General features: G+C 67.6%; 22 protein-coding genes. 9 read left to right on the top strand and 13 right to left on the bottom strand.

The genetic code is table 11. The features are described 5' to 3' along the window. Positions 1 to 36: 36 nt before the first annotated feature. Complete coding sequence (gene xseA, locus LDL21_RS03370; RefSeq protein WP_225278751.1) at positions 37 to 1,317, top strand: exodeoxyribonuclease VII large subunit; 1,281 nt, start codon at positions 37 to 39, stop codon at positions 1,315 to 1,317. Between the two features lie 2 nt (positions 1,318 to 1,319). Continuing rightward, positions 1,320 to 1,568, top strand: coding sequence for an exodeoxyribonuclease VII small subunit (locus LDL21_RS03365; RefSeq protein WP_225278750.1), 249 nt, complete (start codon positions 1,320 to 1,322; stop codon positions 1,566 to 1,568). A 9-nt stretch (positions 1,569 to 1,577) separates the two neighbouring features. Here LDL21_RS03365 and LDL21_RS03360 read toward each other — a convergent pair whose 3' ends face one another. Then, entirely contained in the window at positions 1,578 to 2,144 is a 567-nt protein-coding gene (locus LDL21_RS03360) for a DUF4245 domain-containing protein (RefSeq protein ID WP_181696586.1), read from the bottom strand. Between the two features lie 128 nt (positions 2,145 to 2,272). Here LDL21_RS03360 and glpX point away from each other — a divergent pair, with 128 nt between their 5' ends. Both glpX and LDL21_RS03350 read left to right on the top strand, forming a co-directional pair. Next, positions 2,273 to 3,316, top strand: a complete 1,044-nt coding sequence (gene glpX / locus LDL21_RS03355; protein ID WP_181696587.1) for a class II fructose-bisphosphatase — start codon at positions 2,273 to 2,275, stop codon at positions 3,314 to 3,316. Between the two features lie 113 nt (positions 3,317 to 3,429). After that, positions 3,430 to 4,836 (top strand): class II fumarate hydratase, encoded by a 1,407-nt coding sequence (locus LDL21_RS03350; protein WP_181696588.1) that lies wholly within the window; start codon positions 3,430 to 3,432, stop codon positions 4,834 to 4,836. A gap of 50 nt (positions 4,837 to 4,886) precedes the next feature. Here the strand turns inward: LDL21_RS03350 and LDL21_RS03345 are convergent, their stop codons facing one another. The 3 genes from LDL21_RS03345 to phoH2 form a co-directional block, all read right to left on the bottom strand. Beyond that, positions 4,887 to 5,741, bottom strand: coding sequence for an acyl-ACP desaturase (locus LDL21_RS03345; RefSeq protein ID WP_225278749.1), 855 nt, complete (start codon positions 5,739 to 5,741; stop codon positions 4,887 to 4,889). A 73-nt stretch (positions 5,742 to 5,814) separates the two neighbouring features. Then, positions 5,815 to 6,438 carry an LGFP repeat-containing protein gene (locus tag LDL21_RS03340; RefSeq protein WP_181696589.1) on the bottom strand — a complete coding sequence of 208 codons (624 nt, stop codon included), beginning with the start codon at positions 6,436 to 6,438 and terminating at the stop codon, positions 5,815 to 5,817. A 184-nt stretch (positions 6,439 to 6,622) separates the two neighbouring features. Further along, positions 6,623 to 7,996 (bottom strand): RNA 5'-3' helicase PhoH2, encoded by a 1,374-nt coding sequence (gene phoH2, locus LDL21_RS03335; RefSeq protein WP_067485988.1) that lies wholly within the window; start codon positions 7,994 to 7,996, stop codon positions 6,623 to 6,625. Positions 7,997 to 8,285: 289 nt separating this feature from the next. Between phoH2 and LDL21_RS03330 the strand changes: the two genes are divergently transcribed. Next, positions 8,286 to 8,558, top strand: a complete 273-nt coding sequence (locus LDL21_RS03330; protein ID WP_181696590.1) for a hypothetical protein — start codon at positions 8,286 to 8,288, stop codon at positions 8,556 to 8,558. 1 nt (position 8,559) lies between these two features. Here LDL21_RS03330 and LDL21_RS03325 read toward each other — a convergent pair whose 3' ends face one another. Beyond that, positions 8,560 to 8,973 (bottom strand): limonene-1,2-epoxide hydrolase family protein, encoded by a 414-nt coding sequence (locus tag LDL21_RS03325; protein ID WP_067637804.1) that lies wholly within the window; start codon positions 8,971 to 8,973, stop codon positions 8,560 to 8,562. 9 nt (positions 8,974 to 8,982) lie between these two features. Further along, the gene (locus LDL21_RS03320; RefSeq protein ID WP_225278748.1) at positions 8,983 to 9,705 is read right to left on the bottom strand and encodes a TetR/AcrR family transcriptional regulator; all 723 of its coding nucleotides are present in this window, start codon (positions 9,703 to 9,705) and stop codon (positions 8,983 to 8,985) included. A gap of 139 nt (positions 9,706 to 9,844) precedes the next feature. On the opposite strand from LDL21_RS03320, the gene LDL21_RS03315 reads away from it, so the two are divergent. Next, positions 9,845 to 11,032, top strand: a complete 1,188-nt coding sequence (locus LDL21_RS03315) for an FAD-dependent monooxygenase (protein ID WP_225278747.1) — start codon at positions 9,845 to 9,847, stop codon at positions 11,030 to 11,032. A gap of 34 nt (positions 11,033 to 11,066) precedes the next feature. Further along, entirely contained in the window at positions 11,067 to 12,050 is a 984-nt protein-coding gene (locus LDL21_RS03310; protein WP_225278746.1) for an LLM class F420-dependent oxidoreductase, read from the top strand. 4 nt (positions 12,051 to 12,054) lie between these two features. Here the strand turns inward: LDL21_RS03310 and LDL21_RS03305 are convergent, their stop codons facing one another. The 4 genes from LDL21_RS03305 to glyA form a co-directional block, all read right to left on the bottom strand. Beyond that, positions 12,055 to 13,353 carry a hypothetical protein gene (locus LDL21_RS03305; protein ID WP_181696595.1) on the bottom strand — a complete coding sequence of 433 codons (1,299 nt, stop codon included), beginning with the start codon at positions 13,351 to 13,353 and terminating at the stop codon, positions 12,055 to 12,057. Continuing rightward, a complete protein-coding gene (locus tag LDL21_RS03300; RefSeq protein WP_225278745.1) occupies positions 13,350 to 13,565 on the bottom strand; it encodes a hypothetical protein in 216 nt (71 codons plus the stop codon). The genes LDL21_RS03305 and LDL21_RS03300 overlap by 4 nt, the downstream gene beginning before the upstream one ends. Positions 13,566 to 13,770: 205 nt before the next feature. Then, positions 13,771 to 14,646, bottom strand: coding sequence for a hypothetical protein (locus LDL21_RS03295; RefSeq protein ID WP_225278744.1), 876 nt, complete (start codon positions 14,644 to 14,646; stop codon positions 13,771 to 13,773). Between the two features lie 167 nt (positions 14,647 to 14,813). Beyond that, positions 14,814 to 16,109: a serine hydroxymethyltransferase gene (gene glyA / locus LDL21_RS03290; RefSeq protein ID WP_225278743.1), complete on the bottom strand. Its 1,296-nt coding sequence runs from the start codon at positions 16,107 to 16,109 to the stop codon at positions 14,814 to 14,816. A gap of 282 nt (positions 16,110 to 16,391) precedes the next feature. Here glyA and LDL21_RS29715 point away from each other — a divergent pair, with 282 nt between their 5' ends. Further along, positions 16,392 to 16,514 carry a hypothetical protein gene (locus LDL21_RS29715; RefSeq protein WP_255674273.1) on the top strand — a complete coding sequence of 41 codons (123 nt, stop codon included), beginning with the start codon at positions 16,392 to 16,394 and terminating at the stop codon, positions 16,512 to 16,514. On the opposite strand, the gene LDL21_RS03285 is transcribed toward LDL21_RS29715, so the two are convergent. Continuing rightward, entirely contained in the window at positions 16,476 to 17,705 is a 1,230-nt protein-coding gene (locus LDL21_RS03285) for a DUF885 domain-containing protein (RefSeq protein WP_225278742.1), read from the bottom strand. The genes LDL21_RS29715 and LDL21_RS03285 overlap by 39 nt on opposite strands. A gap of 199 nt (positions 17,706 to 17,904) precedes the next feature. On the opposite strand from LDL21_RS03285, the gene coaA reads away from it, so the two are divergent. Continuing rightward, the gene (gene coaA / locus LDL21_RS03280) at positions 17,905 to 18,837 is read left to right on the top strand and encodes a type I pantothenate kinase (RefSeq protein ID WP_181696599.1); all 933 of its coding nucleotides are present in this window, start codon (positions 17,905 to 17,907) and stop codon (positions 18,835 to 18,837) included. Here coaA and LDL21_RS03275 read toward each other — a convergent pair. Together LDL21_RS03275 and LDL21_RS03270 are read right to left on the bottom strand one after the other, a co-directional pair. After that, positions 18,834 to 19,922, bottom strand: a complete 1,089-nt coding sequence (locus LDL21_RS03275; RefSeq protein ID WP_181696600.1) for a hypothetical protein — start codon at positions 19,920 to 19,922, stop codon at positions 18,834 to 18,836. The two genes, coaA and LDL21_RS03275, sit on opposite strands and share 4 nt — an antisense overlap. A gap of 78 nt (positions 19,923 to 20,000) precedes the next feature. Next, entirely contained in the window at positions 20,001 to 20,567 is a 567-nt protein-coding gene (locus tag LDL21_RS03270) for a hypothetical protein (protein ID WP_225278741.1), read from the bottom strand. Positions 20,568 to 20,595: the final 28 nt, after the last annotated feature.

The raw sequence follows: 20,595 nt of genomic DNA, 5'->3' as shown, positions 1-20,595 counted from the left end.
TTTTCGTTTGTCGGTGCCCTCCCGTAGAACTGACATATGACTCAGGACGGCACCGGCACCGCGGCCGCACCGGCGAATTCGGCGGAGCAGCCGTATCCCGTGCGTTCGGTGGCGATCAAGGTCGCCCAGTGGATCGAGCGTCTCGGCAGCATCTGGGTGGAGGGTCAGGTCACCCAGATCAATCTGCGCCCCGGTACGCGCACCGCGTTCCTCGTCCTGCGTGACACCTCGGTGGACATGTCGCTGTCGATCACCTGCGACCCGGATCTGTTGCGCCGCCTGCCCGTTCCGCTCACCGAGGGCAGCCGGGTGGTGGTCTACGGCAAGCTGCAGTTCTTCACCGGGCGCGGCACGATCTCGTTGCGGGTCACCGAGATCCGTGCGGTCGGCATCGGTGAACTGCTGGCCAGGATCGAACGGCTGAAGGCGCTGCTCACCGCGGAGGGCCTGTTCGATCCGCGGCTCAAGCGGCCGCTGCCGTTCCTGCCCGCCTCGGTCGGCCTCATCACCGGGCGGGCGAGCGCGGCCGAGCGCGATGTGCTCAGTGTTGCTCAGAATCGTTGGCCCGCAGTACGTTTCGTCATCCGCAATACCGCGGTGCAGGGCCCGAGCGCGGTGCCGCAGATGCTCGAGGCGTTGCGCGAGCTCGACGGCGAAGTGGACGTCATCGTGATCGCGCGCGGCGGCGGCAGCACCGAAGACCTGCTGCCCTTCTCCGACGAAGCCCTGTGCCGGGCCGTCGCGGCGGCGCGCACCCCGGTGGTGAGCGCGATCGGTCACGAACCCGACAACCCGCTGCTCGATCTGGTCGCCGATTTGCGCGCGGCCACCCCGACCGACGCCGCCAAACGCATCGTGCCCGATGCCGCCGCCGAACTGGCGGGGGTGCGCGAGATGCGGGCCCGCTCAGCGGCGGCGCTGCGTGGGTGGGTGCAACGCGAGGCCCATGCCCTGCAGCAATTGCGCTCGCGTCCGGTGCTGGCCGACCCGCTGCGCGAGCTCGGTCACCGCCACGACGAGGTCGAACGATTACGCACCGCCGCGCGCCGCTGCATCGACCACGCGCTGCGCACCGAGGCGACCAGGACCACGCATCTGCGCGAGAAACTCACCGCGGTCGGCCCGGCCGCCACCCTGGCCCGTGGCTACGCTGTCGTGCAGCGTGTCGCCGGGCCCGAACGCCACGTCGTCCGGGAGATCGACGACGCACCCGCGGGCAGTCAGCTGCGAATCCGCGTCGGCGACGGCGCGATCACCGCCGCCGCCCTCGGCACCACGCGCCTGACCCCGCAATCCACCGACGAGAAGAGGAAGTGACCGTGGCCGACGCCGGTTCCGACAACACCGACACCCTGGCCGAGATCGCGACCTTCGGCTACGAACGCGCCCGCGACGAACTCGTCAACGTGGTGAAGATGCTCGAACAGGGCGGCCTCGACCTAGACGACTCGCTGGCCCTGTGGGAGCGTGGAGAAGCCTTGGCCAACCGCTGCGAACAGCACCTGGCAGGCGCCCGCAAGCGCGTGGAGGACGCCCTGTCGCGCGCCGACCTCGACACCGACGGCTGATCCCACCGCCTACTTCGCGAGCGGCTGGGCTGCGGTGACCGCCTGCGCCAGGGTGGTGAACGCGGCCTCGTTGCCCGCGCCGGTGATCAGGATGCGTACCGCGCCGAGGTCGGCGATCCAGGCCGACTCCTCGGTGGGCTCGGTGTAGACGACCCACTTCTGCCCGGCGATGTCCTGGGTTCCGGTGGGATAGCGCGAGCCGAGCACGTGCCGCGACAGCGCTTCCTCGGTGGCGTTGCTCTGCGAATACCGCATGTAGGTGCCCTGCGGGGTGATGTAGCCGACCGTGCTCACCGGCCCGCCACCGGCGATGCTGATGTTCTCCCGGCTGCCGGAGTTCGACACCCAGCCCTCCGGCAAGGCCGGTTGACGGATCGGGAACGGCATCGATTTCGCGTCCGAGCGCAGCGCGGCGCCCGCGTCGAAGAACGGGATCTGCCCCTGGGTCGGGCCGTTGGTCGCCACCGTGCACTGGCTGGCCGCACCCGCCAGCACGACCGCGATCAGCACCAACGGAATCAGCGACCAGAACAGATCGCGGTAGTCGTTGAAGATGCGGTGCTTGGTCTGGGCCACGGCTACCAGTATCCACTCGGCCCCTGACCTGGCCGCTCAGGGGTCGCGCCGGGAGGTCGTGCACGACCGTGCAGGTTCGTAATGCGACAATTGCCCCCGTATCACCAACGCCAAGGAGGCACTCCGCAATGACGGCATCTTCGCCCGCCCCCAGCCGCCGCGAGGCACCCGACCGGAACCTCGCCCTCGAGCTGGTACGTGTCACCGAGGCAGGAGCGATGGCCGCGGGCCGCTGGGTCGGCCGCGGAGACAAGGAAGGCGGCGACGGTGCGGCCGTCGACGCCATGCGTCAGCTGGTCAGCTCGGTGTCCATGAAGGGCATCGTCGTGATCGGCGAGGGCGAGAAGGACGAAGCGCCGATGCTGTACAACGGCGAAGCGGTCGGTGACGGCACCGGCCCCGAGGTGGACTTCGCGGTCGACCCGATCGACGGAACCACCCTGATGTCGAAGGGCTCGCCCGGCGCCATCTCGGTGCTCGCGGTCGCCGAGCGCGGCGCCATGTTCGACCCGTCGGCCGTGTTCTACATGCACAAGATCGCCGTCGGCCCCGACGCCGCCGGTTCGATCGACATCACCGCCCCGATCGGCGAGAACATCCGCCGCGTCGCCAAGGCCAAGCAGTCCTCGGTCTCCGACCTCACCGTCTGCATCCTGGACCGCCCCCGGCACGCCGAGATCATCGAGCAGACCCGCGCGGCGGGCGCGCGTATCCGCCTGATCTCCGACGGTGACGTCGCAGGCGCCATCGCCGCCGCGCGTCCCGAGTCCGGCGTCGACATCCTGGTCGGCATCGGCGGCACCCCCGAGGGCATCATCGCCGCCGCCGCGCTGCGCTGTCTCGGCGGCGAGCTGCAGGGCATGCTCGCCCCCAAGGACGACGAGGAACGCCAGAAGGCGATCGACGCGGGCCACGACCTGGACCGCGTGCTCTCGACCACCGACTTGGTCTCCGGCGAGAACGTCTTCTTCTGCGCCACCGGCGTCACCGACGGCGACCTGCTGCGCGGTGTCCGCTACTTCGGCGGCGGCGCGTCGACCCAGTCGATCGTGATGCGCTCGAAGTCGGGCACCGTCCGCATGATCGACGCCTACCACCGCCTCACCAAGCTGCGCGAATACTCCTCGGTCGACTTCGACGGCGACGACAGCGCCAACCCCCCACTGCCGTGACGTAGACGAGAGCCCCGGAATCCCCGGGGCTCTTTCTATTCCTGCCGACGGGTGTGGGATTTTGCGCGGGTGTGGGAGCCCCATTCCCGGGGTTCTCGTCCTAGTGTCGAGGTATGGCTGACGACGACGCGCAGTACCGCATCGAGCACGACACCATGGGGGAGGTTCGCGTCCCCGTCGACGCCCTGTGGCGGGCGCAGACGCAGCGGGCGGTGGAGAACTTCCCGATCAGTGGGCGTGGGCTCGAGCGGGCACAGATTCGGGCGCTCGGGCTGCTGAAAGCCGCCTGCGCTCAGGTGAACAAGGATCTCGGGCTGCTCGATCCGGTGAAGGCCGAGGCGATCATCGCGGCGGCGAACGAGATCGCCGACGGCCGCCACGACGACCAGTTCCCGATCGATGTGTTCCAGACCGGTTCGGGCACCAGTTCGAACATGAACGCCAACGAGGTGATCGCGTCGATCGCGGCGCGTAACGGCGTCACCGTGCACCCCAACGACGACGTGAACATGTCGCAGTCGTCCAACGACACCTTCCCCACCGCCACTCATCTGGCCGCCACCGAGGCCGTGATCGCGGAACTCGTTCCCGCACTGGAACATCTGCGCCTGGCGCTGCTGGACAAGTCGCAGCAGTGGCACACGGTGGTGAAGTCGGGCCGCACCCACCTGATGGACGCGGTGCCGGTGACGCTCGGCCAGGAGTTCGGTGGGTACACCCGTCAGATCCAGGCGGGCATCGAGCGCATCATGGCCACGCTTCCGCGCCTGGGTGAGCTGCCCATCGGTGGCACCGCGGTCGGCACCGGCCTCAACGCGCCCGCCGGATTCGGGGCGAAGGTTGTCGCGGAACTGGTGCGCGCCACCGAGATCGACGCTCTGCGCGAGGCGCGCGATCACTTCGAGGCCCAGGCCGCCCGCGACGGACTCGTCGAGGCGTCGGGCGCTTTGCGCACCATCGCGGTGAGTCTCACCAAGATCGCCAACGACATCCGCTGGATGGGTTCGGGGCCGCTCACCGGCCTCGGCGAACTCCAGCTCCCCGACCTGCAGCCGGGCAGTTCGATCATGCCGGGCAAGGTGAATCCTGTGCTGCCCGAAGCGGTTACGCAGGTGGCGGTGCAGGTGGTCGGCAACGACGCGGCGATCGCCTTCGGTGGTGCGAGCGGCGCGTTCGAGCTCAATGTCTACATACCGGTGATGGCGCGCAACCTGCTCGAGTCGATTCGCTTGCTGGCCAACGTTTCCCGCCTGTTCGCCGACAAGTGTGTGGCCGGGCTGGTCGCCAACGAGGAGCATCTGCGCACGCTCGCCGAATCGTCGCCGTCGATCGTCACGCCGCTGAACTCGGCCATCGGCTACGAGGAAGCGGCCGCGGTCGCCAAACAGGCGCTGCGGGAGAAGAAGACGATCCGCCAGACCGTCATCGATCGGGGTCTCACCCCGGACAAGCTCAGCGTCGAGGAACTCGACCAGAAGCTCGACGTGCTGGCCATGACCAACGTCGACCGGAAGTCCTGAGACAGCACGACGGCCGCCACCTGGGCAGGTGGCGGCCGTCGTATGACAGATCAGGCCAGGTGCGCGAGTTCCGCGCGGGCCTTTTCGCCTTCTTCGCCGAGGTCGGTGCGGGTGAAGATGTTCCAGCGCTGCAGCAGCGGCTTGAACACCAGCTCACCTTCCTTGGCGGGGTCGTAGATGCCCGCTTCGGCCAGCGCCTCGTCACTGGAACCACCGCCGGGCAGGTCGACCTGCGGCACCCGGAAGGCCGCCACCTGGTCGGCGATCGCGCGCACACCCTGATCGGGGACCAGGTCCAGCGCGGCGGAGACGAGCTCGGCGAAGAACTCGGCCTGCAGCTCGTCGTCGACGGCCAGCTTCTCGGCCATCGCGGTGACGATCGGGTTCTCGCCGAGGGCGGCGGTGTTGCGGTGCCGGATCGCGGCCGCGGCCTCTTCGAAGGCGCAGGTGGCGAGCACGTCGATGAGGTGCAGCGGCGGCCGGTTGAAGCCGGCGGTCATGTGCGCCATCCGCGCCCGCTCCAGCGCGACGGGGTCGACCGCGCGGGTGAGCATCAGGTAGTTGCGGAGCATGATCTCGTGGCGGTTCTCCTCCGCCGTCCAGCGGCCGACCCAGCGCCACCACGGCCCGGTGCGCAGGTACTTACCCAGCTCCCGGTGGTAGGAGGGCAGGTTGTCGGCGACGAGCACGCTCACCGTGAGCGCCAGTTTGGCGGTCTCACTGAGATCGGACTGGTCCGGCGCCCAATCGGTGCCGCCGAGGAAGGCGAAATTGCGCCCGTCCGACCACGGCACGAGGTCGTGCGGTTGCCAACCCTCGGCCGCGTCGATGTGCCGGTTCAGGTTCGTTTCCACCACATCGGCGAGCGCGTCCAGCAGTTCGCGGTCGGTCAAAGTTTTCTGCACGCAGCCAACCTAGTACTTCACCGTCGGGCGCGGGGACCCAAGGGGTGAACCCGGTCCCCGCGCCGCGGCGCGATTACTTCGGGGTGACGGTGGTCTGGCCGCCGACCCAGGTGATGGTTCCGCCGGTGAAGTCGCTCTGCTTGCCGCCGGGGATGTCCTTCTCGTCGCTGGTCGGGTAGCCGAGGGTGCCGTTGGCGCCGCCGTTCTCCTCCCAGGCCTCACGGATCTCGCCCCACACGATGTGGGCGCCGGTCTCGGGGCTCCAGTAGACGGTTCCGCCCTCGAAGTCCTGGTACTGGCCGCCGTTGGGGCCCGATTCCTGCGCTTCTTCCGGTGCGCCGAGCGGGCTGGCGGCGGCGCCCGCCGCGACGTACTTCTTGTAGACCTCACCGGAGACGGTGATGTCGCCGTTGGGGCCGGAGATGGTGGTCGACTCACCCGCGGCGGTCGCGGTGGAGGTGGCGCTTCCGGTGCCCTCCCCGGCTTCGGTGGTGGCCGTCGCCGAGCCGTCGGTGTGATCGGCGTGGTCGGTGGTCGTCTCCGAACCCGCCCCGCCGGGCAGGGTGGTGATCACGCTGGAGACGGCCGAATCGACCTTGTCCTTGTCGTCGTCGCCGCAACCCGCGGCGAGCAGCAGTCCGGTCGCGGCGACCAAGGCGGCGCCTCCGGCGGCGGTACGTCGAGCGAAGTGGTTCATATCCATCCTCTCGCGAGTGGCCCCCCGGGGGCACCGCCCCGGACATGGAGCCTGGCCGACATCCGCAACGGCCCGGCAGAACAATGTTCGCCGAGCCGTTGCTGGAAAGGTGTCGCCGCGGATAATACCCACAGTTCGCCGATATCAAACGGATTCGGGCCGGTGACGCGGCCCGATTGCCCGATTACGCGTTGGGACCGTACTCCTCGAGCATTTCGGTGACGAGCGCCGCGATCGGCGACCGCTCACTGCGGGTCAGGGTGATGTGCGCGAAAAGCGGGTGTCCCTTGAGCTTTTCGATCACCGCGGCCACACCGTCGTGCCTGCCGACGCGCAGATTGTCACGCTGGGCCACATCGTGGGTGAGCACCACCCGCGATCCGGTCCCGAGCCGGCTCAACACGGTGAGCAGCACATTGCGTTCCAGCGACTGCGCCTCGTCGACGATCACGAACGAATCGTGCAGCGACCGGCCACGGATGTGGGTCAGCGGCAGCACCTCGAGCATGTCGCGGCTGAGCACCTCGTCCATCACCTCGCGGCTGGCCAGCCCGTCGAGCGTGTCGAAAACCGCCTGGGCCCAGGGGCCCATCTTCTCGCTCTCCGAACCGGGCAGGTAGCCGAGTTCCTGCCCACCCACCGCGTACAGCGGACGGAACACCACCACCTTGCGCTGGGTGCGCCGCTCGAGCACCGCCTCGAGCCCGGCGGTCAGCGCGAGCGCCGACTTACCCGTGCCCGCACGGCCACCCATCGACACGATGCCGATGCTCTCGTCGAGCAACAGGTCCAGTGCGATGCGCTGTTCGGCCGAGCGACCGTGCAACCCGAAGGCCTCGCGTTCGCGCACCAGCTGCACCCGCTTGTCGGCAGTGACCCGTCCGAGCGCGCTGGAGCTGCTGCCGAGCAACCGGATTCCGGTGTGGCAGGGCAGTTCCCGCGCCTCGTCGAGGTCGATCACCGACTCGCTGTAGAGCTGGTCGATCTGGGAGCCCGCGACATCGAGTTCCACCATGCCGCTCCAGCCGGAGGTGACCACGTCCTGGGCGTGGTATTCGTCGGCCGCCAATCCGACCGCGCTGGCCTTCACCCGTAGCGGGATGTCCTTGGAGACCAGCACCACGTCCTCGCCCTCGGCGGAGAAGTTCAGCGCGCAGGCCAGGATGCGGGAATCGTTGGTCTCGGAGCGGAATCCGGCGGGCAGTACCGAGGCATCGGTGTGATTGAGCTCCACCTGCAAGGTGCCGCCGTCGGTGCCGATGGGCAGCGGCTGATCGAGCCTGCCGTGCTGCATGCGCAGGTCGTCGAGCATGCGCAGCGCTTCCCTGGCGAACCAGCCGAGCTCGTGGTGGTGCCGTTTGGCCTCCAGCTCGCTGATCACGACCAGCGGCAGGACCACCCGATGTTCCCCGAAGCGGGTCACAGCCCAGGGGTCGGACAGCAGGACAGAGGTGTCTACGACGAAAGTCTTCAGACCGGAACGCGCGGGGCGAGCCCCTTTCTTCGAGGCCGAGGCCGTGTGCATCGCGTGAGCGGAAACGGAGCGTGCAGCAGTCACGGTGGGCTCCTTATGTGTTCGCACGGCACCCGCGCGAACGATCTCGCTGGACCGGTCCGTCCTTGTAGGTGATTTGTCAACCACCACGAGGGCCGGGTGCCGGCCCCCTCGTACTGAGTAGCTCAGTCACGGTCAGGACCTCCCGTACGAATCACACCGACGCGATCCGCATCTTCGACGCTACCGCCGAACCCGCTACGGCGCTGCCGGTCCGGCCCACGTGTCCGTGAATTCGAGGTTAACCAGCATGGTCGCCGCCGTTCGGCGCGTCGAGCGCTACAGTCGTTGCATGGCCGATGACCAGGATCTGGAGAAGCTGTCGTCGAAGGAACTACACGATCGCGCGGTGAAAACGGCCGTGCGGCGCGGCGATGTGAAGTTCCTGTGGGACCTGCTCAAGGCGATTCCCGCGGCCCAGGCCGAGGCGGGCGATCTGGGCGAGAGCGAGGCCGACATCAAGTACGTACTGCCGATGCTCGACGACTACATCCACGCGGGCGACGGCAAGATCGCCGAAGTCCTGCGCCCCACCTACCTGAACTATCTACGCAAACACCAGTAGGTCAGCGGCGGGTGAGCGCCTTGGCCACCCCGACGATCGTGCCGCGCAGCACATTGCCCTTGCTGAAGTGGTCGTCCCACAACACGATCCGGCCCGCGCGGATCTCGAAGGTGCCGGTGACCCAGAACCCGATGCGCACCGGCCCGAACCGCAGATAGTCGGTGCGGTCGGTGAGCACGATGTCGCCGTCGGCGGCGATGTGGTGCATCTCGGCCCAGAAGCCGAGCGCCGGACGGTCCAGTCCGCGCAACACCATGGCGACCCGGTCCTTGCCCCGGATCGTCGGCAGCGAGGTGTTCTTCCAGACGATCTCCGGATCGAGGAGTTCCAGCGCCTCGTCGACCGCATCGATCTCGAGCGCGGCGAAGAATTCGCGCACCACGGTGACGGCGGGTTCGGGGAGTTCCTCGGTCATGGTGTGAGCCTAGGACTTCGGCGGCTCGTGGACCAGAGCGGCGCGACGATCGATCAGGGCGGCGATGCCGTCGAGGACGCGATCGATGCCGAAATCGAGGGCGTTGTCGCGGCCGTCGGCGGCCGCTTCCTCGGCGAAGGCGGCGCGAACCCGCGGGTAGCGCTCGGCGGCAGCGGTCATCATCTGGGTGAACTGGTCGGTGAAGTGATCCGCCTGCTCGCCTGCCGGGACCTGCTGGGCAAGGCCGCGAGCGTGGCTGTTGAGCAGGACGATGGTGTCGAGCTGCTCCGGGCCGCTGAGCCCGGTGTGCGCCAGTGCGGTCAGCGCCGATTCGGTCCAGGCCATTTCGTTCGGGCCGAAGGGGCGAATGCCACGGGCGAGGTCGATGGTCCAGGGGTGGGCGCGGTAGCTGTCATGGATGGCCTTGGTCCAGTTCGTCAGGGCGGCTCGCCAATCCTGCTGCGCAGCTGGGTTATCCGGGGGTTCGCCGATGGCCACATCGAGCATGAGCGCTGTCAGTTGCTCCTTGCCGGGGACGTACCGGTAGAGCGACATCTTGGTGAAGCCGAGACGTTCGGCCAGGCGCTGCATCGATAGCGCGGCGAGCCCTTCGGCGTCGGCCAGCGCGATCGCTTCGCCGACGATCCGGTCGAGGGTGAGTGCGGGTTTAGGCCCCCGGGTCGGGCGCTGAGCGGTGCCCCACAGCAGCTCGACGGTGGTCGGTGACGGCATCGGCCCTCCTTTCGCGCTCAGGATACCGGCCATTTGCGTCCGCCGGAAACAGATCTTGACGCAGAAACAGTGTCCGCCGTACTCTATTCCGTGTCCACCAGAAACAGATTACGGCGGACACTGATTCCGAGGAGCTTCCATGCCGAACCAGACCGTCCTCATCTCCGGGGCGAGCATCGCCGGGCCCGCCCTCGCCTACTGGCTGCGGCGGTACGGCTTCGATGTCACCGTCGTGGAGCGCGCCGCCGCGTTGCGACCCGGCGGGCAGGCCGTCGACTTCAAGGACGGTGTCCACCTCGAGGTGCTGAAGCGGATGGGCATCCTCGACGCGGTGCGTGCGCGCCGCACCGGCACCACCGACATGGTCTTCGTCGACGCGAACGATCGTGAATTGGCCGTGATGTCAGGCGATTTCACCGGCGGCGCCGTGGAGATCCTGCGCGGCGACCTGGCCGCTGTCCTGCACGAACAGACCAGGGACACCGTGGAATACGTTTTCGGCGATACCGTCACCGCGCTGCGCGACACCGGGTCCGGCGTGCACGTCGAGTTCGAGAACGCCGCGGCCCGCACGTTCGATCTCGTCGTTGGCGCGGACGGAATCCATTCGCGGGTACGGCGTTTGGCGTTCGGCCCGGAATCCGACTTCGTCACCCACCTCGGTTACTACTACTGCGTGGCAGGGGCGAGCCGCTGGGCCGACCAGTCGGTGCCGCGCGAGCGCGCCACGGGGTACGCCCACAACGTGCCCGGGAAGCTGGCCGTCGACGGTGGTGCCAAAGCGCAGCAGATGTACATGTTCGCCTCCCCCGAACTCGACTACTCGCGCACCGACACGTCGGCCCAACGTCGTATCGTCCGGTCGGCTTTCGCCGAGGTGGGCTGGCACGTCCCACGCATGCTCACCGAACTCGACGACCTGGACGAGGTCTACCTCGACTCGATCAGCCAGGTTCGGATGAACGGCACCTACACCCGTGGCCGCGTCGCCCTGCTCGGCGATGCCGCCTACGGCAACACCCTGGCCGGCTTCGGCACCGGCCTCGCGCTCGTCGGCGCCTACGTACTCGCGGGCGAGTTGGCTTCCAGCACAGGCGATTACGACGCTGCCTATCGCGCCTACAACCGGATCATGAAGCGGTACGCCAAAATCGCGGGGAATTCCAACACCGGCCCGTTCCTCGCGCCGAAAACCGCTGTCGGCATCAAGGCCCGCAACTGGTTTCTCGGCTCCCGCTTGTTCGGCCTGATGCTGAAATACGGTGACAAGGCGGCCAACGACGTCGACCTCGTCGACTACCCCCAAGCGGCCCGGAACAGGGCTTGACCTGGAGTGCACTCCAAGCCATAGGGTCGGGCGCATGAGCATTCGTCTCGGTTACCAGATGCCCAATTTCAGCAACACCGCCTCGATCCGCGAGTTGTTCCCGACGGTCGTCGCGCAGGCGAGGGAAGCGGAAGCGGCCGGCTTCGACGCCGCCTTCGTGATGGACCACTTCTATCAGCTGCCGTTGATCGGCCCGCCCGACGCGCCGATGCTCGAGGCGTATTCCGCGCTCTCGGCGCTGGCCACGGCGACCGACCGAATCCAATTGTCCGCCTTGGTAACCGGCAACACCTACCGCAACCCGGCGTTGCTCGCCAAGACGGTGACCACCCTCGACGTGGTCAGCGGTGGCCGCGCGGTGCTCGGCATCGGGGCGGGCTGGTTCGAGCTCGAACACCAGCAGTACGGCTTCGAATTCGGCACGTTCACCGAACGTTTCGAACGCCTCGAGGAGGCGTTGCAGATCATCACGCCGATGCTGCGCGGGCAGCGACCCACCTTCGACGGCAAGTGGTACCGCACCGAGAACGCGATCAACGAGCCACGCCTGCGCGACGACCTGCCGATCCTGCTCGGCGGCGGCGGTGAGAAGAAGACCTTCGGCATGGCCGCGCGCTTCGGCGACCACCTCAACATCATCTGCAACGCCTCGGAGCTGCCGCGCAAGGTGGCCGCGTTGCGACAGCGATGCGCGGAGGTCGATCGCGACCCCGCCACTCTCGACACCAGTTTCCTCGCGTTCGTCATCGCCGACGAGGACGGCGACCGGGCCCGCAAGATCCAGGCCGACATGATGTCGCGCGTCGGGATCGACGTCGCCTCGATGAGCGAGGCGGAGCGCCGCGAGGGCGTCGTCGACCGCCAGTTCGTCGGCACACCGGACGATGTCGCCGAGCAGATCAAGGACCGGGTGCTCGATCAGGGCATCGACGGAGTCATCGTGAACATGGTCGCCAACGGCCATGAGCCCGGCATGGTCGAGGCAGTCGGTCGCGCCCTGCTTCCGCTGGTGAAGTGAGCCGTCACCAGGCGGCGAACTCGCCTTCGCCGCGCTGCCGGATCTGCTGACGACGACGGAAGAAGACCTCTTCGGCGCTCGACTCGGTCAAGGCGTTCGTGATGGTGCCGAGGCGGGTGTCGTAGCGGTTGGTGCGGATGTGACGGTCGATGCCCGCCTGCCATTCCGGTGGCAGGCGAGACCAGATACCGGCCACCCGCGCCTGAGCCGCGGGCTCGGACTCGGCGAGCAGTTGCAGCAGGGCGGGCCAGTAGGTGGCGTCGGTGGCGTGGGCGGGCAGCGCCGCGATGGAGGCGGGGCTGAGTTCGGCCAGCGTGGCGGCGATCCGGCGGCGGGCCGGTTCGCTGAGCCGGGCCGACAGCGCGAACAGCCCGCGCCACGGGTCGGCTTCGGTGCGGCCGTCGAGTGCGCGCACCAAGCGGGTCAGCACGCCGGGGTCGGCCAGTTGCGGGTTGGTCGACAATGCCCACAGCGCAACGGGATTGAGGCGGCCGATCAGGGTGAGCAACGCGATCGAGGCGCTGCGGTCGACCGCGGTCAGCAGGAATCGGCCGATCTCGTGCGCCGCGCCGCGCCCGAAGAAGATGTCACCCAACTTCGCCGCGACCTCGGGCTCGACCTTGCAGAACAGCGCGAGCATCGCATGGTGCAGCGGGGGTGGGCCGGCCAGCACCGTCTGGAGCATGCCGGGCACCCGGCCGCGTGGCCCGGCGAGCAGTTGCCGCACGATCCGGCTGAGCGTGTGCGCGGGATAGGCGTAGGCGGCGGTGTAGACCAGGCCCGCGTCGTCGAGGACGGTCTCCTCCAGCGCCGCGATCAACGGTTCGTTCACCACGGACAGGAACCGGGCGGCGGTCACATAGTCACGGCGGCGCAGCAATTCGTTGATGATCAGGGTGATCGGCTCCGGCCTGCCGTACCGCATCAACTGCTCGAAGACGTTCGGATCCAGATACGGCGCACCGTCGGCCGCGTAGACGGCGTCGACCATGCACAGTGCCTGCGCGCATTTCTCCGGATAGTGGATGCCGACCGCACCGAGAAACCTGGCCGCGAGCACCGGCGGCACCACCCGCTCGAACAGCGCCACCCCGAGACCGACCGGGAAAATCGGCACCACCGGGGTGACCCGGCGGAAGGTGTCCGCGTGCTCGGCGTGCAACGCGTACAGCATCTGCTGCTGGATCGCCGACAGGTGCGCCGCACCGAGCCGCGTCAACGGCGCCAGATGCTGCGGCGATACCCCCAAAGTGCGTGCCAGCACCACCAACTGGGTCTGCGCTTCGAGCTCGGTCTCGATCATCGCTCACCGAAAATGATCCGCCGCGAAGCCCCACGCAACGGCGCGGGCATCGCCGACAACGCGGCATCGATAGCCCGATGCAACGCCCGATGCTCGTTCTCCCGAGCCCCCCGAAACAGCCGCAACAACTCCCTGGCCTCGGCCTCCGTGAGCAACTCGAAGGCAGGCACCACCCCACCTACCTCGCGCGCCAACTCAGCTCGACAGTCCATACGACTCGACGATGCCCCATCCCCACCCCAATGTGTACCGTTCGGAACTTTTTCTGTGAGTGGTGACAACAGAACCGACGACCGGTTGTCCGATCAGCGCACCCGGCAGGTAGCCCGGCGCTAGGCCATGATCAAGACCTTGCCCGTCTGGCAGCCGTTGAGATCCACGGCCGGTCGCTGGTCACGGTCGCGGTGATGACGACAGTCAGGCAGATACGTCGTCCGCAAGCGTCGCCCAACGAGCCAGCGAGGTGGGTGTACCGAGCTCGGTTCGTGACTCCGGGTTCTCGGCATAGAACTGCAAGTATCTATAGAGCGAGGACTTCTCCAACGCAAACCGGGGACACTCGAGAACAATCCAACCTGTGTGCGGAGGTCGATCCAGGTTCCAAGCCGGATTCGACCGCCCCATAATGGTCGAATAGGGAATTCTGTACCTGTGCAGCCATCGCGCGCCGACCATCCCGGCGATATCTATGATAGGCAACCGCTCAAAAGATGTACGAACTCTGTTGACGTCGTCCCAAAGCAACTGTGTCCGGGAATTCCAACCCTCGTGAATAATCACCTCGGGGGTCAGCAATACATCATCAGGTCGCATCGCCCCGATGAGGGACAACACGACAGGGATCGTGGCAAACGCGCCGATTCCGCCGAAAATTACGACCAGATGCCAGTATTGCCCGAATCCGGCATCCGCCACCTGATAAGCAGCAGGAAGGAAGAGCAGCGCAAAGCACAGCCAAGTCGCCTGGAACGCCCAGAAGTATATTTTCGACCCGGGCAGCACAGTTACCACCACGCCACCACTCTGCCGCAGTTGTGGCTTGTTCCGGAACACAATGGACAGGTAAGGAGCTGATGCCATAATCAGCAGACAGAACATGGCAGCGGCGAAAATCACCACATATTTCGCCACGGACACCGCTGTCGGATCACCGCTACGCCACATCACCACACCGAGCACTGCGGGACCCACCACGAGAACGACCATCCCCATGATCGACACGATCGATCGACGAGCTTGCGCAGCCGACAAAACCCATGGATCCGGTTCTTTACGATAGTTAGAAGATCGCATTCCACGCCTTCGAAACTCCGCTGCCAATGGCGTCTCCAGTTGCCTCTCACTCAGATTGGACGCACACCCGGTCGCATCGGTTCCATGCCAGCCATATCGTTTCGTCGTGAAAGACGAACGCCCTCGCAGACCGGGGGTCTGCGAGGGCGTTTCGGCTGGTCGGAGGATCAGCCGAGGAGGCGCCAGTCTTCCAGGCCCTGGTAGAGCGGGACGCTCTGGGCGAGCTTCGAGACGCGACCACGCAGGGTCTCGGTGTCGGAGGTGCCGGCGAGGGCGGCCGCGATGATGTCGGCTACCTCGGTGAACTCGGTGTCGCCGAAGCCGCGGGTGGCCAGGGCGGCGGTGCCGATGCGCAGGCCGGAGGTGACCATCGGGGGGCGCGGGTCGAAGGGGACCGCGTTGCGGTTGACGGTGATGCCGACCTCGTGCAGGAGGTCCTCGGCCTGCTGGCCGTCGAGTTCGGAGTTGCGCAGGTCGACCAGGACCAGGTGCACGTCGGTGCCGCCGGTGAGGACCGAGATGCCCTTGTCCTTGACATCGGCGCCGGTCAGACGCTCGGCCAGGATGCGCGAACCCGACAGGGTGCGCACCTGGCGGTCCTTGAACTCCTCGGTGGCGGCGATCTTGAACGCGGCGGCCTTGGCGGCGATCACGTGCATGAGCGGGCCGCCCTGCTGACCGGGGAACACCGCCGAGTTCAGCTTCTTGGCGAATTCCTGCTTGGCCAGGATCAGACCGGAGCGGGGGCCGCCCAGGGTCTTGTGCACGGTGGAGGACACCACGTCGGCGTACGGCACCGGCGAGGGGTGCAGACCGGCGGCGACCAGACCGGCGAAGTGCGCCATGTCGACCCACAGGTAGGCGCCGACCTCGTCGGCGATCTCGCGGAACTTCGCGAAGTCCTGGTGACGCGGGTAGGCCGACCAGCCGGCGACGATCACCTTCGGCTTGGCGGCCTTGGCGATGTCGCGGACCTCGTCCATGTCGATGCGGTGGTCTTCCTTCGACACACCGTAGGAGTGGACGTCGTAGAGCTTGCCCGAGAAGTTCAGGCGCATGCCGTGGGTGAGGTGACCGCCGTGCGCGAGGTCCAGGCCGAGCAGGGTCTCGCCCGGGTTCATCAGCGCCATCAGCACCGCGGCGTTGGCCTGCGCGCCGGAATGCGGCTGCACATTGGCGAACTCGGCGCCGAACAGTTCCTTGGCACGGTCGCGGGCCAGGGTCTCCACCACGTCGACGGCCTCGCAGCCACCGTAGTAGCGGCGGCCCGGGTAGCCCTCGGCGTACTTGTTGGTGAGCACGGAACCCTGCGCCTGCAGGACCGCGCGCGGCACGAAGTTCTCCGAGGCGATCATCTCGAGGGTGTCGCGTTCGCGGGCGAGCTCGCCCGCCATCGCGGCGGCCAACTCGGGATCGAGCTCACCGAGAGACTGGGTATTCACCGAAGCGGTCGTCTGCGTCACGACCCTCAGTCTATGGGCCGGGTATGGACGTCCCGGCACGGGGATAGCGCAACGGCGCCGCGCCCGCCACCCGGGAGACGCGGCTCACACCGTCCTGACCAGGTTCGATAGCCGTCGAACAGGCTTTTCGCCCGTAACGCACGCGGTTCGGGTGACCGATGACACAGGTATGAACTTCGCACCTGTAGGCCCGATCGAGGCACTGCTGCTCGCGGTCCACCAGCTGGTCTGCACCCTGACCGGCGGCACGAACTGCGTGATCTACACCTAGAGAGGCCAGCCATGAACACTCTGCCCGTCACCCCGGCCGTCGCGCCGTCGAACCCGGCCGAGGCCCTCCTGGTGCACCTGGGCTACCTCATCTGCTCACTGATGAATCCCGGCGGTTGCGCCGTCATCCAGTAGGCGCCGGATCGCCCCCGGTGTGAGTGGTTCGTCCAGCAAGCGCCCGAACCGTTCGACGCGGTCCTGGGCGTCGGCCGCGCCGTCGAGCCAGCCGCCCAGCAGGCGGTAGCCCTCCACATAGGTGCTGATGTAGGCACGCCACAGCGGCGAGGACAGGAACCGCAGCGATTGACGGGCCCGCTCCGGCGTCGCAAGACTCCAGCGCTGCAGGAACTGCGCCACCTCGTCGTGACTGCGGTGCTTGTCGTGCAGCAGCAGCGCCGCGTCCTGGCGCACGCTGAGCAGTTTCGCCGACGCGGCCGAGAACCGTTCGGCGCGTTCGCCGTCGAAACGCAGCCCCAGGTCGGCGTAGATCTCCTGCGCCCACACACCCCAGCCGGGCCCGACGATCGACTGCAGGGCGAGGTCGGCCAAGCCCTCGGCCATCAGGCACTGCGGTGTGTTGACCAGGAACAGCGTCTGCTCGTCCTCGCCCGCCGCGACCAGCCCGGCCTCCTTGCGGCAGTGCTCGGTGTGATGCCCGGGGTAGGACTCGTGGGCGATGAGGGCGGGCAGGTGCGCCATGTGCTGTTTGAGGTCGGAGTTGATGGCCACCGTCGAGCGGTAGTTGCCGAGGTAGTAGTTGAAACCGGACCACGGTTTGTCGCCGACCACCTCGTAGGTGACGTGTTCGTGGTCGGGCAGCGGGTACCGCGCGCGGACCCGTTCGCGCAGGGCGCTGGAGAACGCTTCCACGCATTCGGGCAGCCGTTCGGGCGGGATCTCGTCGCCGCGCCGGTGGGAGGCGACCCGTTCGGCCAGCGGTCCGTCGCCGCCGAGCACCTCGTCCATCAGCCGGTGCGCCTCGCGGTAGTCGTCGGGGTCGCCAGGGGTGATGTCGACGTCGAAGTACGCGCGGACCTCGTCGACGAAACCGATCTCCTCGCCCGCGAACTTGCGCGCCGAACATTCCATCGCCACCAGGTGGGCGTCGAGGAACTCGGTGCGCTGGGGCGAGAGCCCGGCATCGGGCAGGGCGGCGCGCAGGTCGATCGCGCGCCGGACCAGGTCGGCGGGTGCGGGCGCGGCGGCGTTGTCGATCTCACGGCGCAGCGCCGGATCGCCGGTGTAGGCGTCGACGAAGCCGGATTCGAGCCGATCGAAAGCCAGTCCGAGCCGCAGGTATTCGGTGACGAACGGATGAGACCCCATGCGCCCGACCTTACGTGGTGAATTCGAAAAGCGGGCCCTACCTCGTGGTTGTTACTAGTTACCGACGGGTAGCCAAACCCCCCGTTGCGCACGGACGACCGACACGGAGCACAATCGCCGCATGCGGTCAGAGTTATCCCGGATCTCACCGAACGGGCAGCCCAGCTGTGCGTGTTTGCCCGAACGGAGCGTCGGGTAAGTGGCACGGATGAGCGAGCCGAGCCCGTACGTGGAGTTCGACCGGAAGCAGTGGCGCACCCTGCGCAAGTCGACTCCCCTGGTCTTGACCGAGGAGGAATTGACCGGACTACGCGGCCTCGGCGAGCAGATCGACCTCGAGGAAGTCGCCGAGGTGTACCTGCCGCTCGCCCGCCTGATCCATTTGCAGGTCGCCGCACGTCAGCGGCTGTTCGCCGCCACCGCGACATTCCTCGGCGAGAAGCACCCCGACAAGCAGGTGCCGTTCGTGATCGGGGTCGCCGGCAGCGTGGCGGTCGGTAAGTCGACCACCGCGCGCGTGCTGCAGGCACTGCTGTCGCGCTGGGATCACCACCCGCGCGTCGACCTGGTGACCACCGACGGATTCCTCTATCCCACAGCCGAACTCACTCGCCGCGGCATCATGCACCGCAAGGGTTTCCCGGAGAGCTACGACCGGCGCAAACTGCTGCGCTTCGTCACCGAGGTGAAATCGGGCGCCGAAGAGGTGTGCGCGCCGGTGTATTCGCACATCTCCTACGACATCGTGCCCGACGAGAAGCACTGTGTGCGCCAGCCCGACATCCTCATCGTCGAGGGCCTCAACGTGCTGCAGACAGGTCCGCGCCTGATGGTGTCGGACCTGTTCGACTTCTCCATCTACGTCGACGCGCGCATCGAGGACATCGAGAACTGGTACGTGCAGCGCTTTCTCGCTCTGCGCAAGACCGGCTTCGCCGACCCCAACGCCCACTTCCACCACTACGCGGGCTTGGGCGACGAGCAGGCCACCGCGGCCGCGCGCGACATCTGGAACTCCACCAACCGGCCCAACCTCGTCGACAACATCCTGCCGACCCGCCCGCGCGCGACCCTGGTGCTGCGCAAGGACTCCGACCACACCATCAACCGGCTGCGCCTGCGCAAGCTCTAGATCGGCGACCCCAGCGACACCACTTCGGTCGCCAGTTCCGAACGCGCACCGCCCTTTTCGACGACGAGCACGCCGTGCGGGGTGTCCCGCGCCGCGAGCGGCTCACCGCCGACCACCTGGATGACGGTCTGCTCGGAGCGGGCGAGCATGTCGATCACCGGTTGCTCGGCGACCGGCGCCCAGCCCTGGGCGGCCGAACGCAATCGGTCGACCGTGCTGGTCGCCCCGGCCACATCGGCCCACTTGCGCACCGCGACGCTGATGACGTTGTCGCCGCCCCAGCGCGGGTTGTAGACCGTCGAGCACTCGCCGGGGACCGAGGGCAGGTCCGAGACGGCGTTGCTTCGCACGTCGATGGTCGCGACGAAACCGATGCCGCAGGAGGAACTGCGCGCGGTGGCGCCCGCGAGCACGAACGTGTGCCCGTCGGGCCCGGCGGCGGCCGAGAGCTCGGAGTCGATGCCGGGCACCCGGCCCAGCGGCAGGATGGCATCCGAACCGATCGCGTAGAGGTGGTTCTTCTCCCACCACAGCCCGCGCGACTCCGACCGTGCCAGCAGCACGTACTCGTCGGTGGCCGCCACCAGGCGGGCGCCGTCCCAGTTGCCACCCGAGAGCGGACTCGGCGAATCCGGGAGCACGATGTCGCGTTCGGGCTCGGCGGGGGTGGTGCCCGCCAGGTCCTGACTCATGATCTGGCCGGGCTCACGCCACCAGCCGACCACCGCGTCACGCAGGGCGACCGCGTCGGTGCAGTCGCATTCGGTGCGCGTCACGGAACCGTTGTCCACGCTCAGCGCGACGAGCGTCTTGGACGCCGTCTCCACCGCGAACGCGAACGCACCGTCGCGGGTGAAATTCACCGGCGCCGCCGAATAGCCGAAATTGCCCGACGCACGCAGTGTTTCGGCGCCGCGAACGACAACCAGCTCACCTTCGGTTCGATACGCGAACACCCCGGAACGATCCGGCTGCTGGTTCGGGGTGATGACCGGTGCGGGCGTGCCCTCGACCCCGCACCCGGCTACCAGACCGACCGCACCGAGCGCCGCGATCCACGCACCTGCAGCACGCGCAACTCCCACCGCTGTCCCCTACCTGTGTCGACGGGTCCGTTCCGGGCAGCAGCCTAGCCCGCGCACCACCGGAACCGGGGCGACTCGTCACAACTTCCAGGCCGCGTCCAACCTGGTCGCCACATCGATGTTGCGCACCGCGGCGATCTCGGGCTTGCGGATCTCCTCGGACATGTACCGGGCCACGAACCGGCGGATCTCGTGATCGACACTGGCGAGCACCCGCAGCAGTTGCCCGCGCTTGGTGGAACTGGCCACGTTCACCCGCACATCACCCGGACGTGGCTCGGCGACGTCGATGACCACCCGCAGCGGGTCGGCCGTGCGTGCCGTCAGATGCAGGTGCACGGTGCCGTCCACCCGGAACCGCGACCTGTCGACCGCGAGATCGACCACCAGATCCACATGCAACGGGATCGTCAGTTCGAAGGAGATGAAGGCGTCGACGAAACGCAGAATGCGCGGCTGTCCGAGCTCGACCTGCGCGGTGACCTTCGCCAACCGGCCCGGCCCCACCCCGATCGGGCCGAAATCGAAAGCGGCACCGGTGAGCTCACCGAACGCGTCCGCGATGCGCTGCTCGGACACGGCGTACTCGAGAAAACGCCTGCCGAACTCCTCATAGCTGATGTAAGACGCCTCATCAGGTTCCACGAACGCGACAGTACGCGAGGACTACGAC

The organism is Nocardia rosealba, from assembly GCF_020216065.1.
Lineage (GTDB): Bacteria > Actinomycetota > Actinomycetes > Mycobacteriales > Mycobacteriaceae > Nocardia > Nocardia rosealba.
Note: the sequence above shows the minus strand (reverse complement) of the source record. Positions and strands in the feature narration are given on the sequence as shown.

Excerpts from the sequence above, each read along its gene's own strand:
- xseA (WP_225278751.1), top strand. The coding sequence starts at position 37 with ATGACTCAGGACGGCACCGGCACCGCGGCCGCACCGGCGAATTCGGCG.
- glpX (WP_181696587.1), top strand. The coding sequence starts at position 2,273 with ATGACGGCATCTTCGCCCGCCCCCAGCCGCCGCGAGGCACCCGACCGG.
- LDL21_RS03350 (WP_181696588.1), top strand. The coding sequence starts at position 3,430 with ATGGCTGACGACGACGCGCAGTACCGCATCGAGCACGACACCATGGGG.
- LDL21_RS03340 (WP_181696589.1), bottom strand. The coding sequence starts at position 6,438 with ATGAACCACTTCGCTCGACGTACCGCCGCCGGAGGCGCCGCCTTGGTC.
- LDL21_RS03330 (WP_181696590.1), top strand. The coding sequence starts at position 8,286 with ATGGCCGATGACCAGGATCTGGAGAAGCTGTCGTCGAAGGAACTACAC.
- LDL21_RS03325 (WP_067637804.1), bottom strand. The coding sequence starts at position 8,973 with ATGACCGAGGAACTCCCCGAACCCGCCGTCACCGTGGTGCGCGAATTC.
- LDL21_RS03320 (WP_225278748.1), bottom strand. The coding sequence starts at position 9,705 with ATGCCGTCACCGACCACCGTCGAGCTGCTGTGGGGCACCGCTCAGCGC.
- LDL21_RS03315 (WP_225278747.1), top strand. The coding sequence starts at position 9,845 with ATGCCGAACCAGACCGTCCTCATCTCCGGGGCGAGCATCGCCGGGCCC.
- LDL21_RS03310 (WP_225278746.1), top strand. The coding sequence starts at position 11,067 with ATGAGCATTCGTCTCGGTTACCAGATGCCCAATTTCAGCAACACCGCC.
- LDL21_RS03305 (WP_181696595.1), bottom strand. The coding sequence starts at position 13,353 with ATGATCGAGACCGAGCTCGAAGCGCAGACCCAGTTGGTGGTGCTGGCA.
- LDL21_RS03300 (WP_225278745.1), bottom strand. The coding sequence starts at position 13,565 with ATGGACTGTCGAGCTGAGTTGGCGCGCGAGGTAGGTGGGGTGGTGCCT.
- LDL21_RS03295 (WP_225278744.1), bottom strand. The coding sequence starts at position 14,646 with ATGCGATCTTCTAACTATCGTAAAGAACCGGATCCATGGGTTTTGTCG.
- LDL21_RS29715 (WP_255674273.1), top strand. The coding sequence starts at position 16,392 with ATGAACACTCTGCCCGTCACCCCGGCCGTCGCGCCGTCGAACCCGGCC.
- LDL21_RS03285 (WP_225278742.1), bottom strand. The coding sequence starts at position 17,705 with ATGGGGTCTCATCCGTTCGTCACCGAATACCTGCGGCTCGGACTGGCT.